General features: G+C 65.4%; 10 protein-coding genes. 6 read left to right on the top strand and 4 right to left on the bottom strand.

Annotation, left to right across the window (positions count from 1 at the left end):
• Positions 1–27: 27 nt before the first annotated feature.
• Complete coding sequence (metH, locus tag GNK13_RS16185; RefSeq protein WP_164103600.1) at positions 28–3,732, bottom strand: methionine synthase; 3,705 nt, start codon at positions 3,730–3,732, stop codon at positions 28–30.
• Positions 3,733–4,178: 446 nt separating this feature from the next.
• Here metH and GNK13_RS16180 point away from each other — a divergent pair, with 446 nt between their 5' ends.
• From GNK13_RS16180 to GNK13_RS16170, 3 genes are all read left to right on the top strand, one after another.
• Positions 4,179–5,867, top strand: a complete 1,689-nt coding sequence (locus GNK13_RS16180; protein WP_164103599.1) for a hypothetical protein — start codon at positions 4,179–4,181, stop codon at positions 5,865–5,867.
• 82 nt (positions 5,868–5,949) lie between these two features.
• Entirely contained in the window at positions 5,950–7,191 is a 1,242-nt protein-coding gene (locus tag GNK13_RS16175; RefSeq protein ID WP_164103598.1) for a cellulose synthase operon protein YhjQ/BcsQ, read from the top strand.
• Positions 7,192–7,239: 48 nt separating this feature from the next.
• On the top strand, positions 7,240–8,067 hold the full coding sequence (locus GNK13_RS16170) for an ExeA family protein (protein ID WP_164103597.1): 828 nt from the start codon (positions 7,240–7,242) through the stop codon (positions 8,065–8,067).
• 3 nt (positions 8,068–8,070) lie between these two features.
• Here GNK13_RS16170 and arsS read toward each other — a convergent pair whose 3' ends face one another.
• From arsS to GNK13_RS16155, 3 genes are all read right to left on the bottom strand, one after another.
• The gene (arsS, locus tag GNK13_RS16165; RefSeq protein ID WP_164103596.1) at positions 8,071–9,108 is read right to left on the bottom strand and encodes an arsenosugar biosynthesis radical SAM (seleno)protein ArsS; all 1,038 of its coding nucleotides are present in this window, start codon (positions 9,106–9,108) and stop codon (positions 8,071–8,073) included.
• Between the two features lie 105 nt (positions 9,109–9,213).
• The gene (locus GNK13_RS16160; protein ID WP_235935267.1) at positions 9,214–10,590 is read right to left on the bottom strand and encodes a DUF1501 domain-containing protein; all 1,377 of its coding nucleotides are present in this window, start codon (positions 10,588–10,590) and stop codon (positions 9,214–9,216) included.
• A 98-nt stretch (positions 10,591–10,688) separates the two neighbouring features.
• On the bottom strand, positions 10,689–13,781 hold the full coding sequence (locus GNK13_RS16155) for a PSD1 and planctomycete cytochrome C domain-containing protein (protein ID WP_164103595.1): 3,093 nt from the start codon (positions 13,779–13,781) through the stop codon (positions 10,689–10,691).
• Between the two features lie 273 nt (positions 13,782–14,054).
• Here GNK13_RS16155 and kdsB point away from each other — a divergent pair, with 273 nt between their 5' ends.
• The 3 genes from kdsB to GNK13_RS16140 are packed head-to-tail and all read left to right on the top strand — an operon-like array spanning position 14,055 to position 17,009.
• Positions 14,055–14,807 carry a 3-deoxy-manno-octulosonate cytidylyltransferase gene (gene kdsB, locus GNK13_RS16150; RefSeq protein WP_203329098.1) on the top strand — a complete coding sequence of 251 codons (753 nt, stop codon included), beginning with the start codon at positions 14,055–14,057 and terminating at the stop codon, positions 14,805–14,807.
• A 44-nt stretch (positions 14,808–14,851) separates the two neighbouring features.
• On the top strand, positions 14,852–16,522 hold the full coding sequence (locus tag GNK13_RS16145; protein ID WP_164103593.1) for a CTP synthase: 1,671 nt from the start codon (positions 14,852–14,854) through the stop codon (positions 16,520–16,522).
• Positions 16,515–17,009, top strand: coding sequence for a DUF1844 domain-containing protein (locus tag GNK13_RS16140; RefSeq protein ID WP_164103592.1), 495 nt, complete (start codon positions 16,515–16,517; stop codon positions 17,007–17,009). Before GNK13_RS16145 ends, GNK13_RS16140 begins: the two co-directional genes overlap by 8 nt.
• The last annotated feature ends 262 nt before the right edge of the window (positions 17,010–17,271 follow it).

Raw genomic sequence — 17,271 nt, 5'->3', positions numbered from 1 at the left:
GGAGCGAAAGGCGACTATGCTGCAGACTCAGTCGGGATCGTAGGCCAAGTTCGGGGCCAGCCAGCGTTCGATCTCGCGGAGCGGCACCCCTTTCCGCTTGGCGTAAGCTTCGGTCTGGTCGCGGGTGACGCGGTCGACGGTAAAGTACCTCGCCTCGGGGTGGGCGAAGTACAACCCGCTGACGCTTGCCGCCGGCGTCATCGCGAAGCTCTCGGTCAGCTCGACACCGGTCCGCTGCTCGGCCTCGAGCAGATCGAACAGGATCCGCTTCTCGGTGTGATCCGGACAGGCCGGATAGCCGGCGGCGGGACGGATGCCGCGATACGCTTCGGCGATCAGGTCTTCGGTGGAGAGTGATTCCTCGACGCCGTAGGACCACTCGCGTCGAACCCGCTCGTGCAGCAGTTCGGCGAAAGCCTCGGCCAAGCGGTCGGCGACGGCCTGGACCATGATGGCGTTGTAGGGATCGTCGTGCTGCTCGCGGTAATGGGCGACCAGTTCCTCGGCGCCGTCGCCGGCAGTCAGCACGAACGCTCCGATGTAGTCCTGGCGTCCACTGTCGACCGGGGCCACGTAGTCGGCCAGCGAGCGGTAGGAGGTTTGGCCCTTCCGCTCCCACTGCTGGCGGAGGAAATGGAACCGGGTCAATTCGCTCGAGCGGGACTCGTCGGTGTAGAGGATCACATCGTCGCCCTCGCTGGCCGCTGGGAAGAAGCCGTAGGTGGCGTGCGCCCGGAGCAGGTTCTCGGCGATGATCTTGTCGAGCAACTTCTGAGCGTCGTCGTACAGTTCGCGAGCTTGGGCTCCGACCTGTTCGTTGTCGAAGATCTTGGGATATTTCCCCTTCAGCTCCCAGGTCATGAAGAACGGGGACCAGTCGATGTAGGAGCGGATTTCTCCGAGCGGGAAGTCGCGCAAGATGCGCGTGCCGGTGAACTCGGGGGTGTCGATCCGCACGGACTGCCAATCGGTTTTGAAGCGACCGGCCAGGGCGTCGGCGTAGGGCACCAGTTTCTGTTGTCGCTCGCGATAGCTGGCGACGAGCTGCTCCTGCGTCTGCTGGTTCTGAGCGATGAACGCGTCGCGGTTCTCGGTGCTGATCAATTTCTCGACGACGCCCACGCTGCGGCTGGCATCGATCACGTGGACCACCGGCCCGTCGTACGCCGGGGCGACGCGGACGGCGGTGTGCTTGGCGCTGGTCGTCGCTCCGCCGATCAGCAGCGGCATTTTCATGCCCGTCCGCTTCATCTCGCGAGCGACGTGCACCATCTCGTCGAGACTGGGGGTGATCAGTCCCGAGAGGCCGATCATATCGACGTCGTGCTGGACCGCCTTTTCGAGGATCTCTTCGCTCGAGACCATCACGCCGAGGTCGATGACTTCGTAGTTGTTGCACGCCAGCACCACGCCGACGATGTTTTTGCCGATGTCGTGGACGTCGCCGCGAACCGTAGCGATCAAGAATTTGCCTCGGCTCGAACGGGATTCGACGCCGAGCTCGATCTTTTCCTGCTCCATGAACGGCTCGAGGTGCGCCACCGCCTTCTTCATCACGCGAGCCGATTTGACGACCTGCGGCAGGAACATCTTGCCCTGGCCGAACAGATCGCCGACGACCTGCATGCCATCCATCAGCGGACCTTCGATGACGTCCAGGCAGCGGTCCATTTGCAGCCGGGCTTCCTCGGTGTCCTCGACGACATACTTGTCGATACCCTTGATCAGCGCGTGCTTGAGCCGAGCTCGCACGTCGGTCTCTCGCCAGGAGAGATCCTCGCCGGCCGCTTTCATGCCTTCGCCTTTGACCGTCTCGGCGAAAGCGAGCATCCGGTCGGTGGCGTCGGGACGGCGGTTGAGCAGCACATCCTCGACGTGCTCGAGCAACTCTTTGGGGATCTCTTCGTAGACTTCGAGCTGGCCGGCGTTGACGATCCCCATGTCGAGACCCGCGCGGACCGCGTGGTAGAGAAACGCGCTGTGCATCGCTTCGCGAACGCGGTCATTGCCGCGGAACGAGAAGCTGATATTGCTGACCCCGCCGCTGGTTTTCGCTCCCGGGCAGAGCTGTTTGATTTGGCGGACCGCCTCGATGAAGTTGACCGCGTAGTTGTTGTGCTCCTCAATCCCCGTCCCCACGGTCAGGATGTTGGGATCGAAGATGATGTCTTCCGGCGGGAACCCGACTTCCTCGACCAGCAGGTCGTAGACGCGTTTGCAGACCGCCACCTTGTGGTCGGTCTCGGCCGCTTGACCATGCTCATCGAACGCCATCACGACGGCCGCCGCACCGTACTGGCGGACCAGCCGAGCGCGACGGAGGAACTCCTCTTCGCCGTCCTTGAGCGAGATCGAGTTGACGATCGCCTTGCCCTGGACGTTCCGCAGCCCCGCTTCGAGGACTTCCCACTTGCTGCTGTCGATCATCACCGGGACCGCCGCCACGACGTCATCGCCGGCGATCAAGCGGAGGAACCGCGTCATCGCCTCCACGCCGTCGAGCAGCGCGTCGTCGAAGTTGATGTCGATGATCGAGGCCCCGTTTTGCACCTGCTGGCGAGCGACCTCGACCGCCTCTTCGTACTTCTCCTCACGGATCAGACGCTTGAACGCGCGACTCCCAGTCACGTTCGTCCGCTCGCCGACCATCGTGAAGGGAATTTCGGGACGCATCGCAAAGGGGAGCTGGCCGGAGAGCCGCGTGTAGACCGGCGTCTCCGGCTCCTTCCGCGGTGCGACTCCCTCGATTCGCTCGGAGATCGCCCGGATGTGCTCGGGCGTCGTCCCGCAGCAACCGCCGACGATGTTCAGCCAGCCGCTGGCGGCAAAATCCCCGATCATCTCGGCCATTTTCTTAGGCCCCAGGTCGTACTGGCCCATCTCGTTGGGCAGCCCGGCGTTCGGGTAGCAGCTGATGGGAAGCGGGGCGACCTGCGAGAGCTGTTCGAGGTGGGGTCGCATCACGTCGGGCCCGAGGGCGCAGTTCATCCCGACCGAGAGGAGCGGGAAGTGGCCGATCGCCGTCACGAACGCTTCGATGCTCTGGCCGCTGACGAACGTGCGACCCCCTTTGTCGAAAGTTCCGCTGACCATCACCGGGACGACTCGTCCCCCCTGGTCAAAGTAATCGCGGATCGCAAACAGGCAGGCTTTCAAATTCAACGTGTCGATCTGCGTTTCCGGCAGCAGGATGTCGACGCCCGCTTCGATTAAGGCTGCGACCTGGCGGCTGTAGCTGGCCGTCATTTCTTCGAACGTCACGTCGCGGTGGGCCGCATCCTCGACCCGCGTGCTGATCGCCGTCTGCCGGCTGGTCGGCCCGATCGAGCCGGCGACGAACCGCGGCCGATCGGGGGTTTTGTCGCTCCACTCCTCGGCCGCCGCCCGGGCGCAGCGAACCGCGGCGGCGTTGATCTCGTCGACCAATTCGACCGGCAAGTCGAATTCGACCATGCCGACCGGCGAGGCGCCGAACGAATTGGTCTCGACAATGTCGGCTCCCGCTTCGTAGTACGCCCGGTGGATATCGGTAATTTTCTCCGGGTGCGTCAGGCAGAGAATGTCCGAGAAGCGACTGAGATCTTTGTGATGTTCGCGAAACCGCTCCCCCCGAACCGCAGCTTCGTCCAAGTGGAGCCGCTGAATCATCGTGCCCATCGCGCCATCCAGCATCAGGATGCGGGTTTGCAGCAGTTCGGCGATCAGGTCCGAGGTGGGTGAGGTTTGAAGCATGTCGGTTTGAACAAAAGGTGGCGTGACCACGGAAAGCCGAGCGGAGAGGCCGAATCCACAACCTCGCCCCGCCAGTGTCGCGGTCGTAACGGGAATCCGTCCAATCGTCCCATGTAAGGCCGATTTCGGCAAGGTTTTGAAAAAACCTCTCGCAGATCGGGTTCATCAGCCGCCGGGCGCTAGACTCTGTCTGAAAACACTGAGCCGACGGCGCTAGCCGCGGGTTCTGCAGCGGAAGGCCCGAGGCTGCGAGGCCCGAGGCTAGCGCCTTCGGCTCCCACCGCGCAACCGAACGATCTTGCCTAACCGGTCTTCTTTCGGTATCCCGCAAAAAGCTCAAGACCGCCACAGTGCGATCCGATACCGGACAGCAGTGAGTTGCGCTTCTCCACGAGGGAGAGCTCAGCGGATGGCCGACACCCGTCGCCAATCAAGGAAGATGAATCATGACGGCTTCGACACCGCAGACCCCGCCCGGCGGGAACCCGCAACGCATCTTCGTCAACGCCGAGAGGGTGGTCGACCGGCCGCCGACGTTGTTCCGGGTGCCGACGGTTAAGAAGCATCCCGCTCCGGGAGACGCGGCCGCCGCTCTGCAAGAGCCTCCGCAACCGCTCGAGCCGGCTCCGCAGGTCTCACCGGGCACCCCGCTGCAGGGCACAGCCCCCCTGCAGGGCACAGCCCCCCTGCAAGGCACAGCCCCCCTGCAAGGCACAGCCCCGCTGCAAGGCGCTGCGCCGTTTCAGAGCCCTGCCGCCCCGCTGCAAGGCGCTGCGCCGTTTCAGAGCCCTCCCGCGCCGCTTCAGGAGACTGTCGCGCCGCCGTTCGGGGCTGCGGAAAGCCCTGCTCCGAAAGCCGCGGAAAAGGACAAATTTCCCAAAGTCCGGACGCCGCTGGAGAATTTCCCCGCCCCGGCCGGCCGAGGCTGGATGGAGGGCATCGGCTCGCGATTGGTGCTGCTGTTGCTGATCGGAGCCGTCGCCACCGTGGCGGTGCTCGCCAACCGGGGAAGCACGCCCACCGATACCAACCAGACGCTCGCCAACCTCGACTTGCCCGCGCTCGACGAAACCCCGGCACGCGAAGCCGCGACGCGAAGCCAGCAGCCGACCGCCACCAACGCTCCCCAATCGCCCGGTGCTCAGCAGGCTACCGACGACCCACGCGCTGGGGGCGACCCACGGGCTGGCGCGAGCGAAGCGACGGGGGCCGCGTCCAGCGACAACCAAGCCGCCAGCGGTTTGTTCGGCTCGGCGACCGATAAGCCTGCGGTGGAGTTCAATCCCGCTTCGACCGATCGTCCCGTGCCGGAGGCTCGCACCAGTGGTGGGCCGCGAGCGGCGGTTCCAGCGTTCGACCTGGCCGGGCTCCAAGCGGCGAACCCCGACTCCCCTGCCGATGCGGGGACGAAGCGAAGCTCCGTCGAACTCTCGGAGGAATCGCAGTCCGAGCCGATCTCGGTAGCGACGCGACAATTCATCACCGAAGCCGACCGCCGCGCCGGCGGAACCACGCCGGCCGAGCCGAACGCCGCCGCTGCTGGAATCACGCCGGAAGATGCGATTCGCGCGGCCGTCGATGCGGCTGTCGCCGGAATCGGGCCTCCAGCGGAAGCGGCGCCGGCTCCCAACTATTCGACGACCGACCAGCCGGCGGGAGTCGTGGACTGGTCGCAGTACTTGCCGGCGACCGAGCCGCCGTCCCCCTACGGCCCCGCCGCGCCGGCGAGCGAACCCGACCCATCTCCCTACGGCCCAACTCCCGGTGGTGCCGGCGCGTACCCGGCGATCAATCCGCCGCGGAACCCGAGCGGCCAACGCGGCTTTGCGGCAGGCCCCGAAGGCCCCGCGGCGCGAACGGCTCAGAACCCGTATCAAAGCAATCCCTACTCCAGCGGTTTTGGGCAGGGGCAGATGCCGAGCGATCCGTATTCAGGCAGTGAGCAGGGACCAGCCGCGCAGTATCCGAGTACGCAGTACCCGAGTACTCAGTACCCCAGTACTCAGTACCCCGGTCCTCAGGACTCGGGCACTCAGTACCCCAGTACTCAGTACCCCAGTACTCAGTACCCCGGTACTCCTCCGGCTCCTTCGAGCGGGTACTCCTCGGGCACCGAGTATCCAGCCACTCCTTGAGTCGCATCGGCTTGGCTGCGCGATTCCCTCGTCAGACCCCACCCCTTGGATTCTTTCCACTGCACCGTAGGTACCCGCCATCATGAGTAAGCTCGACGAAGCCTTCCTGAAGGCATACGCGAAGGACCGTGGGCCAGTGGCGCGGGTTCAGCCGAGGGGGTCCGCCGAAGAACGGCTCGGCGAGCAAGGGCAGGAGACGGCCTCCAAGATATGGATCGACAGCGACGACCGCTCGGTGGTGCGTCGCGACGAAGCGGTCCGCGATTCCGCCTCGACGATCGGTCAAGCCGCCGCGGGGCGTGTCCGCGGGAAGGCTGCTGCGGATACCCGTCCCTCGACTCCGCCGCCAGCTTCCGGATCGGCACCGGCCAGGCCGTCGATCGACGCGGCCCCTTCGGTGCTGGTGTTCGACTCGGCCCACGAACTCCAGGGGCCCCATTACCAACCGGTCTCGTTGAACCTCTCGGCATTCGACCTGGTCGACGCGCCGCCGCAGAGCCAGCCAACCCCAGCAGTTCCGGCCCCAGCAGTTCCGGCCCCAGCGGCCACGACGGAGCGCGGGACCGCTGGCCGAGGGAGCGACATCGAAGTCAGCGAATCGACGGCTCGGCTCGCGGCGGACGAGACTCCGGCGGCTTCGTTTCAGGCGGTTTGGGAAGTCGAGCGGTTTGACTTTGAGGAGACGATTTGCGAGCTGATCCGACCGGCCAGCCCGCTGGGGGAAGCTGCGCGGCGGTTGCGGGGAGCTTGCGCCGAGGGACTCAAATTGTTGGCGGTCACCAGTCCGCGTCGCGGCCAGGGCTGCTCCACGTTAGCCATCGCATTGGCTCGGCTGGTCGCAGCAACCGGAGCGCGGGTGGTGTTGGTCGACGGCGATCTTGATCATCCGGCGCTGGTGGAAAAACTCCGGCTGGAAGTGGAACAGGGCTGGGACGAGGCCCTCCGCAGCGGGCTGCCAGCGGAGGAAGTTGCGGTGAGTTCGGTCGAGGACGGATTCGCGGTCCTGCCGCTCCTCGCCTCCCGGTCGACTGCCGCTCCGGCTCCCGACGCGCCGGCTCCCGACGCGGCCGCAACCGCTGCCATGCTGGACCAGCTCTCGGCGGCTTTCGACCTGGTGATCCTCGACGCCGGAGCGATTGACTCTCGGGACTGGATTCCGGGAGCCCCGCTAGCCGGTTCGGCCGAGTCGACGTGTCAGATCGATGCGGCGCTCGTGGTCGAGGATGCCCGGGGGGACGATCCGGTTGCCCAGCAAGCTTGCCTGCGGCAGCTGCGGCGGTTTGGCATTGAGAACCTCGGGATCGTCGAAAACTTCGCCGACTGATTCCTGCGCACCCGTCACACAAGTTCCCAACCTTCGGATGGATTGAAGATGTACCAGCGGCATTGGAAGCTCAGCGGTCGCCCGTTCGAGAACTGGTGTGAGAGCCGTTTTTACTTTCCTTCGGACGTGCACCGCACGGCGATGCTGAAACTCCGCTATGGAGTCGAGAGCCGCCGCGCCGCGATGACGCTGTGCGGCGACAGCGGGATGGGAAAGACGATGCTGATCGAAGCCTTGGTTGCACAACTGCCCGAGGATCTCACCCCGGTCACGCGAGTCGTCTTTCCGCGGCTCACGGGCGATCAATTGCTCGGCTACGTCGCCGATGAACTGACTGGCGAAGAGCTCAGTTCGAGCGAGACCGCGGTGGCTTCGCTGCGGCGGATCGAGCGATTCTTGCGGGAGAACGTCGAAGCGGGTCGGCACGCGGTGCTGATCATCGATGAAGCCCATCTGCTGACCCATCCCGATCAGCTCGAGACGCTGCGTCTGTTGTTGAATCTCCGCGCCGGTGCGACCGAATCGGAAGCGGCGCTGACGATGATCCTGGTCGGCGATGCCACGTTGCTGGGATTGGTCGAACGCAGCCATTCGCTCGACCAGCGGATTTCGGTCAAAGCGATGCTCGGCCGCTACACCCTCGAGCAATCGACCCAGTACATCGCCCATCGCCTGCGGACGGTCGACGGAGACGCCGCCGAAATTTTCACTCCCGCGGCCCTGGAGATGCTTCACATGCGGACTGCCGGCATCCCCCGCCGGATCAACCGCTTAGCCGATCTGGCGCTGATGGTCGGTTACGCCGAGGACCTCGAGCAGATCGACGGCCCCCACATCGAAGGCGTCCACCAAGAGCTGGTCGCCGTCGCGGCCTAACCGTTACTGCAGCAAGCTTCCCGTGCAGCTGCTGCCGGCTCCGGCGGTGCAGCCGTAGCAGTGGTCGGCCACGGCGATCGGGCGGTTGAGGAACTGGCCCAGTGAGTCGATCTCCCAGACGGTCGTGGCGTGACCGGCGATCGGCAGCTCCAGCATCTGGTTGAAGTCGCAGTCGTAGAGTCTGCCGTCCCAACCGATCGAGACCAGCGAGCGGCACATGACCACCGCGGCCGCCTCGGCATTGAAGTGCTCGTGCAGCAGTTGCATGTACGCTTCCAGGCGGTCGCTCCGCTGCAGGTCCCACAGGAACCGCTTGATCGGCAAGTTGGTGATCGTGATCAGCTGGTTGAAGCGGATTCCAAAGGCCTCGAGCAACTCGCGCTTGTAGTCCGCCTCGAGCGACTCCTGCGGGGGCGGCAGCGTCGGTCCGAGCGGGTTGTAAACCAATCGCAGCCGCAGTCCCGACTCGCTCTGGCCGTAGCCGAGTTCGTTCAGTCGCCGCAGCCCCTCGATGCTCCTTTCAAAGACGCCGCGGCCGCGCTGGGTGTCGACGTTCTTGGCCGAATAGCAGGGAAGTGAAGCGATCACCTCCACGCGATGCTCGGCGAGGAATTCGGCCGTCTCCTCCTGACCCGGTTCGCTCAGCACCGTCAAATTGCAGCGGTCGATGACGTGACGCCCGTCGCGGGAAAGCTCGCGGACGAAGTCGCGGAAGTGGGGATTCAGCTCGGGAGCTCCGCCGGTAATGTCGACGCACTCGACTTGCTCTTCGTCGGCGATCAACTGCAGCACCCGCGTGGCGGTTCGCCGGTCCATGTTCTCGGCGGTTTTGGTCGGCCCCGCTTCGACATGGCAGTGCTTGCAGGCTTGGTTGCAGAGCTTGCCAAGATTCACCTGCACGGTGCTCAGCCGCTCCCGGCGGAGCGAACCGCCCGCCTCAGCCACCTTGGCGGCAAACGGAGTCACGGCGCAAACGCTCGAATCGTCGACGATCGGGAGAGAGGAAGAAGAGGGGACACTGTCGTTGGGCAGTGGAATCATTGCGTGGTGTCGATTGAGTTGTTTAACGGCAAGCCGCAGGCGACTGCTTTTGGAAACACCGACGCCTGCGGCTTGCCGTTAAACGATTGGGGGATGAGCGGTACGCTAGCCGAGCAGCTCGGGGATGATCCGGCCGTGGACGTCGGTCAGCCGCATGTCGCGACCTCCGAAGCGGAAGGTCAGGCGGCGGTGATCGATGCCGAGCAAGTGCAGCATCATCGCGTGCAGGTCATGCATTTGCAGCGGGTTCTCGACCGCTTTGTACCCATACTCGTCGGTCGCTCCATAGGCCGTTCCGGCGGCGACTCCCCCGCCCGCCATCCAGATGCTGAACCCGAACGGATTGTGATCGCGGCCATCAACCCCTTGGGCGAACGGCGTCCGTCCAAACTCGCCAGCAAAGACCACCAGCGTCTCGTCGAGCATTCCGCGGCGGGCGAGATCCTCCAGCAGCGCCGCGATCGGTTGGTCGACCGCTCGGGCGTTGTCCTCGTGCCCCTTCTTCAGCCGGCGGTGCTGGTCCCAGCGGTCGTTGCCCTCGGTCACCGGACAGGTCAATTCGACGAACCGCACGCCGCGTTCGATCAAGCGACGGGCCAAGAGGCACTGGCGCGCGTAGATCGCCGTCGGTTTGAACGCGTGATCGATCCCATAGGCGGCAAGCGTCTCGGCCGATTCGTCCTTGAAGTCGACCAGCTCCGGGACGGCGGTCTGCATCGCAAACGCCATCTCGTAATTGCGGATCGCTGCTTCGAGGCTCCCCGGCGAACCGAGCTGGGCGGCCGAGGCCCGGTCGAGCTCGGCCAACAACTGCCGACGGATACCGACCGAGTTGCCGCGGGTTGAGCTCCCACCGGCTGGGCTGCTGGGGGGCCGCAGATTCGCCAGCGGCGACTGGCCGGTGCCGAACACCGAGGCCTGGAAGTCGGCTGGTAGAAAACCGCTGGCAAACGTCTCGAGCCCGCCCGGCGGCGTAAGGCCGCCATTGATCACGACGTAGCCCGGCAGATTCTCGCACTCGCTGCCCAGCCCATAGGTGATCCACGCGCCCATGCTGGGGCGGCCGGCAAGCCCCAGCCCGGTGTGGAGGAAGTAGTTGGCGCTGGTGTGTTCGCTAAAGTCGCTGGTCATGCTGCGGACGACGCACAGCCGGTCCGCTTGCGTGGCGAGGTGGGGGAACAGATCGCTGATCGGCAACCCGCTCTGGCCGTACTGTTTGAACTTCCACGGACTGGCCAGCGTCGTTCCGTTGCTGTCGAACTGCGTCGGCTCCTTCTTCATCGCAAACGGCTTGCGATGCTCTTTTTCGAGCAGCGGTTTGGGATCGAACGTGTCCATCTGACCCGGGCCGCCATCCATGTACAGGAAGATCACCTGCTTGGCCCGCGGGCGATGGTGCGTCGCTTCGGCCGCGGCGGAGTAGCGTGGAGCCAGGGCGGCCAGCGCCACGCTGCCAAAGCCGCAGGCGGCGTCCCGCAGCAGTTGGCGGCGAGAGAGTTCGATCGGCCGCATCCGGCCGCACGGGTAGGGTGGGGCGCACTGGTAGGGTGGGGCGCACTGGTAGGGCGGAGCGGGCGGCTTCATGGCAGGAAGATGAACTCCTTGACGTTGAACAAGACGTGGGCGAGCTCCTGCCAAGCCGCGGGACGGTCCGCGGCGTCCACCGAAGTCAGGAAGCCGATGGCGGTCTCGAGTTCCGTGGCCGAGGGATCGCGGCCAAACGCTTCGCGATACATCCGGGTCACCCGCTGGGCAAGGGACGGCTCCGGCTCCACCGTCACCCTCCCCCCGGGAGGGTCGCGAGGAACGAGCGGGGAGGGCGTTTGCAAGCTGGACTCAGCCCTCCCCTCGCTGTCGCTCGACCCTCCCGGGGGAACGACGCGTTCGGCCCAAGCCGCGCTGGCCTCGTGGAACAAGGGATGGTTGAGCATCACGAGCGCCTGGGCCGGGACGTTGGAAACGTTGCGGCGGCCCGCGGTGGTTGCCGGCATCGGAGTGTCGAAGGCCAGCATCGTCGGGGACAGGAAGTTGCGACGGACGGCGATGTACAGGCTGCGGCGGCCGTCGCCATCGAGCGGACCACTCTCAGCGGGCCGTCCACGACCGGTCATCTCTTCGCTGAGATGGATCGGCACCGACGGGCCGCCGAGCCGTCGATCGAGCAAGCCGGCCAACTGTAGCGCTGCGTCGCGAATCACTTCCCCTTCGAGTCGTCGCACCCGAGCGGTGTGCAGCAGGCGGTTTGTCGGATCGACCGCCAGCGCTTCGCTCCGTGGCTCGGAACGCATCGCGTAAGTTTGCGTCCGCACGATCGCGCGGATCGAGCGTTTGGAAGACCAGCCGCCGGCGACAAAGTCTTCCACGAGATAATCGAGCAACTCGGGGTGCGAGGGCGCGTCGCCGAGGACTCCGAAATTGTCACACGAGGCGACCAGCCCGCGGCCGGTGAGGTGGTGCCACAAACGATTCACCGCGACGCGGGCAAAGAGCGGGTTCTCGGCCGAGGTCCAATTCCTCGCCAGCTCCAAGCGATCGCCCGCTCCTCGGTCCACGCTCGTGGCGGTCGAGGAGAGCGTCGACACGAGCGCCGTCAAATCACCCCGCGGAATGCGCTCCCCGGGAGCCCCCGCATCGCCGCGGAGAGCCAGCGGAATGTCGCGAGGCGGGAGTGGGGCGGCGGCTAGCACCGGTGTGGGAGCCGGAATATTTGAGGAGGCGTCGAGGAATGCGTCGAGCCGCTCGGCTGCGTGCGGCGAGAGTTCCTCGCGGCTAAGCGAGCGAAGCTGCGACATTCGCCCTTCATCGGCCGACGGATGCTCGCCCTCGCCGAGCCACTGGACGTGCGAGAGTCCCACGAAACCGTCGCCCTGATCGACCAACTCGATATGAGCGGTATGACCGATGTAGTGGCGGAGGTCGCCGCTCTGGATGTGCCACCGCCACTGGCTGCCCGATGGCGGCTTGAAGCGAATCCCACCAAACAGCAGTTGGTGGTAATCGTTCATGAAGTAGCCTTCGACGACCAAGCGGACTTCCGCTTCGCCTTCGCCGATCACGCGGTAGGCCAGCGTGTCGCCGGTGATCTCAAACGGCGGCGACCGCCAGACGCCCACGGCGGCTCGGCCAAGCCGACTGGAGTCGACCCAGGAAGCCGGCTCGACGACCACCCGCGAGCCCGCCGCTTGTTCCGCGGGTCCGGTCGGTTCTGCGGTGCCCGCTAGGGGTTCCGCCGGAGCCGTCCGCACGGTGACCGCCCAGTCCGCTTGGCTGCGACGATCGAAAGCCCAGCCGCTGGTCGTCGCTCCGGTCGCGGACCGCGCGCTGAAATCGAACAGCATCGCTGGCGATCGGCTGGAGGGCGGTTGGTTGGGGGGTGGCGGTAATTTCTGCTCGGCGAGCACGGCGGCCTGCAACTCGGCGGCCACTCGCCGCACTTTGTCGATCGCCGCGGTCGTCCGCCCCCCGGGATCGGTCGGGCTGAGGCTGCGGGTGGTCGATTGCAACAAGCCGCCGAGGGCATAGTAGTCCGACTGAAGGATCGCATCGAACTTGTGGTCGTGGCAGCGAGCGCAGGCGATCGTCAATCCGAGAAATGTTTTGCCGGCGACGTCGATCTGGTTTTCGACTCGCAGCGCATGGTCATCGCGAGCATCGACTGGAGCGTGGACCGCATCGCCGAGCCACCAGAATCCGGTTCCCAGCAGCGATCGATTCGTCTGGTCGATCGGATCCCGGCGGGGATCGGCGACGAGATCGCCGGCTAGTTGCTCGGTGGCAAAGCGGTCGTAGGGAACATCTTCATTGAGCGAATCGACGACCCAGTCGCGATACTTCCAGGCATGCGGAATGGGGTAATCGAACTCGTGCCCGTAGGTCTCGGCGTAGCGGACCAAGTCTAGCCAGTGCCGTCCCCAACGGACGCCGAACTGCGGATCGGCCAGCAGGCGATCGACGACCCGATCGAAGGCGTCGGGCCGATCGTCCTGCGCGAACCGCGCGATCTGTTCCGGCGTGGGAGGCAAACCGATCAGGTCAAAGTAGATGCGGCGGAGCAGGGCGGGGCGGGAAGTCCGTTCGGCCGGTTCGAGTCCCGCTTCATCGAGGCCCCGGCGGATGAAGCGATCGATCGCCGAGGCGGCCCACTCGGGCTGGCTCGAAGTGGGCTGGCTCGAGGTGGGCCGAGGGGGGGCTTCGGGGGGCGGCGTGATGCGGCGCGGCTGCCAGGCCCAGTGCGAGCTGATCCGCTCCTGCAAATCGAATCCGCCGGCGGAAGTCTTGGCGGTCGTCCACGGCAGCCCGAGCCGAACCCACTGTTCGAGGATTTTGCGCTCGGCCGCCGACAGCGGTTCGCTCGGCGGCATGTCGAGCCCACTCTCGTAGGAGACCGCCTCGATCAGCAGGCTGCCGTCGACATCCCCCGCCGTGGCGGCTGGTCCGCTGTCACCGCCGTGGAGAACCGCGTCGAGCGAGTCGAGCCGCAGGCCCCCTTTGGGTTCGTCGGTCGCGTCGCTGTGACAGGCAAAGCACTTGGCCGCCAGCAGCGGACGGACTTGCCGCTCAAAAAATTCGACCGCTTCGGGCGTCGTCTCCGCAGGGGCCGAAGCGTCCGTAGCGATCGCGGCCGAGCCGGCCAGGACGACGGCGAACAGCGAAAGAGGCAACCGCAGGAACATGGCAGTGCGCACGGAGGTGGGAAGGGGGCGGAGTGCAGACCAGTCTACCCGCTGCCAACGCGGCGCACAAAAACGCGGGGGAGGGCGGTGGTGGTAAAATCAGCCGCCACGCGCTAGCGTCCGGTTCCTGTCGCGTTTTTGGGAACCGGGGGCTAGCGCCCGGCGGCTGATGGGACGATGTACGCGCGGCTTGGCCCTCTGGCTGTCTCTCGTGGATCGGCGATGATTGGGGTTCGCTCGCAACAACAACCGCAACACAAAAGGTGGACTGGGGTGCAGGTTCAGATCGTGATTCCGGCTCGGCTGGCTTCCACGCGGTTGCCGGAAAAACTGTTGCTGCGAGCTGGCGGCAAATCGGTGCTGCAACACACCTACGAAGCGGCTTCGCGGGCCGCCTGTGCCGAAGGGGTGATCGTGGCGGTCGACGATCCGCGGCTGGCGGTCGAGGTCGACGAGTTCGGCGGCAGCGCGCTGATGACCAACCCGGAGCACACCAGCGGCACCGATCGGGTCGCCGAAGTCGCCGCAACGCTCCCCGAGACGGCGGTGTTCGTCAATGTTCAGGGGGACGAGCCGGAGATTGATCCGGCGGCGATCGACTTGGTCGCCGGGCTGCTGCAAAAATATCCCGCGGCCATGATGGCTACCGTCGCCACGCCGATCCGCGATCCGCAGCGGCTGGAGGATCCGGGCTGCGTCAAAGTGGTGATCGGAGCGGACCACCAGGCGCTCTACTTCAGCCGTGCGGCGGTCCCCCACGTGCGTGGTGGCGTGAGCGCGTTGGAGCTCGATGCCGAACCGCCGCTGTTCTGGCACCATCTTGGACTGTACGCCTACCGCCGCGAATTTTTGCAGTGGTTCGCCGCCCAGCCGCCCGGGAGGCTCGAGCAGGCGGAGAAGCTCGAGCAGCTGCGGGCTCTCGAAGCGGGGCGAGGGATCGTCGTCGGCCGCGTCGAAGCGGCAACTCCCGGGATCGACACGTTGGACGACTTTGAAGCCTTTCGCCACCGCGTCGAAGGGGAATAGTTAGGCCTAACGAAGCCGAGACCCGCGCGGTATCATTCGCTCCCATGACGAAACATATCTTTGTGACCGGTGGGGTGGTCAGCTCGCTCGGCAAGGGCCTGACCAGTGCTTCGATTGGGATGCTGCTCGAGCAACGCGGCCTGCGGGTCCGGATGCAGAAGCTGGATCCGTATATCAACGTCGACCCAGGGACGATGAGCCCTTACCAGCACGGTGAGGTGTACGTCCTCGATGACGGCTCGGAAACCGACCTCGATCTGGGGCACTACGAGCGATTCACCTCGGGGCCGCTGAGCCGCGACTGCAATTACACGACCGGTCAGATCTATTTGTCGGTGATCGAGAAAGAACGCCGCGGCCAATTTCTCGGCAAGACCGTGCAGGTCATCCCCCACATCACGAACGAGATCAAATCGGTCATTCGGAAGATGGGGGGCGACGACGTCGACGTGGTGATCACCGAGATCGGTGGCACCGTCGGCGACATCGAGAGCCTGCCGTTCCTCGAAGCGATTCGCCAGTTCTCGTTGGATGTGGGCCGTGAGAACTGCCTCTACATGCACCTCACGTTGGTCCCCTATCTAAAGGCGGCCGACGAGCTGAAGACGAAGCCGACCCAGCACTCGGTCGGCCAGCTCCGCGAGATCGGGATCCAGCCCGACATCCTGATCTGTCGCTGCGAACGGAGCATCTCGCGGGAGGATCGCGAGAAGATCGCCCTCTTCTGCAACGTTCCCGGCGAGGCGGTGATCGAGGAGAAGGACAAGGATTTCTCGATCTACGAAGTCCCCCTTTCGCTGGTCGACAACGGTCTGGACGAGTTGATCGTGCGGCGGTTGGGGCTGCAGGCCAAGTCGCTCGACATCTCCCGCTGGAGCGAATTGCTGCACGGGCTGCGGAATCCGCGGCACGAAGTGTCGATCGCCGTGGTCGGCAAATACGCCGAACACAAAGACGCTTACAAATCGATCTACGAATCGCTCGATCACGCCGGCATCCACCATCGGGCGCAAGTCCGCATCGGGCGGATCCAGAGCAGCGACATCGAGCGCGAAGGCCCCGAGCGGCTGCTGGCCGGCTACCACGGGATCCTCGTCCCGGGCGGGTTCGGCGAGCGGGGGATCGAAGGCAAGCTGCAAGCGGTTCGCTACGCCCGCGAAAAAGGTATTCCCTACTTCGGGATCTGCCTCGGGATGCAGTGCGCGGTGATCGAGTACGGGCGGAACGTGATGGGGCTCGACGGGGCCCACTCGACCGAGGTCGAGAAGGACGCTTCGCACCCGGTGATTTGTCTGCTCGATGAACAGCGGAACGTGACCGACAAAGGGGGCACGATGCGGCTCGGCAGCATGCCCTGCCAACTCGCTGCGGGCAGCGCCGCGGCGACAGCCTATGCCGCCGAAAGCGTCCAGGAACGGCACCGCCACCGGTACGAGTTCAACAACGAGTACCGCCAGCAGTACGAGGCGGCGGGGATGCGATTCGCCGGGACCAGCCCCGATGGTAAATTGGTCGAGATCGTCGAACTGGCCGAACATCCCTGGTTCGTGGCCGTTCAGTTCCACCCGGAATTCAAAAGCAAACCGCTGCAGGCTCATCCCCTGTTCGCCGGCTTCATCGGGGCGTCGATCGAGCGCCGCAAGCGCCGCGCCGAAGGGGACGCGCAGAGCCTGCCCGCGGCGGCGGAAACCGAGGAGGTGAAAAGCAATGTCTGATGCCGACAAAGACGAGCCGAAGTTGGTCGTCGACGAAGATTGGAAAGAATCGGTTCAGCGGGAAAAAGAGCAGGCCGCTAAGCAGCAGCAGGCCGCCGCTGCTGGCTCCGAGGCCGAGACCGCTGCTGACGAGACCGCCGCTGCCGCGGTGCCGCAAGCGGAAACCGCGGGCGAGAGCGCTGGGGCCGCCGGCGGCCAAGCGGCAGCCCCCGCGCCGGAAGGTGCTGCGGGAGGCGGCGGGGAGTTGCCGCCGGCCAGCTTCGACTTCCTGGTCACGACCCTCGCCACCCAGGCGATGATGGCGCTCGGCCAATTCCCCGGTCCCGATGGCAAAGTCGGCGAAGTCGAAAAGCCGATCGCCAAGCACTACATCGATCTGCTGGCCGTGCTCGAGGAGAAGACCAAAGGCAACCTCGACGCCGGAGAGCAGAAGCTCGTCTCCGAAGTGCTGCACAACCTGCGAATGACTTTTGTCGCGGTGAAGTGAGAGCGCTAGCCCGGATTATTCATCAGCCGCCGGGCGCTAGCCCCCGGTAATATCTCACCCTCCCCCCGGGAGTCGTGCAGTTTTCCGGTCCCCTCTCCCCCGCGGCTTGGCTGCGAACGAAAGTTCCGCAGCCGAGCCGCGGGGGAGAGGGCTAGGGTGAGGGGGCCGTAGCCGGCCGCTTAGACCCCCTCACCCCAACCCTCTCCCCCAAAGAGAATCGCGAAAATGTTTGGGGGTGAAGGTCAAGCGATTGCCGCGATTC

Source organism: Candidatus Laterigemmans baculatus, from assembly GCF_010367455.1.
Classification (GTDB): Bacteria; Planctomycetota; Planctomycetia; order Pirellulales; family Pirellulaceae; genus Laterigemmans; species Laterigemmans baculatus.
This window is presented reverse-complemented; position numbering and strand designations above follow the sequence as displayed.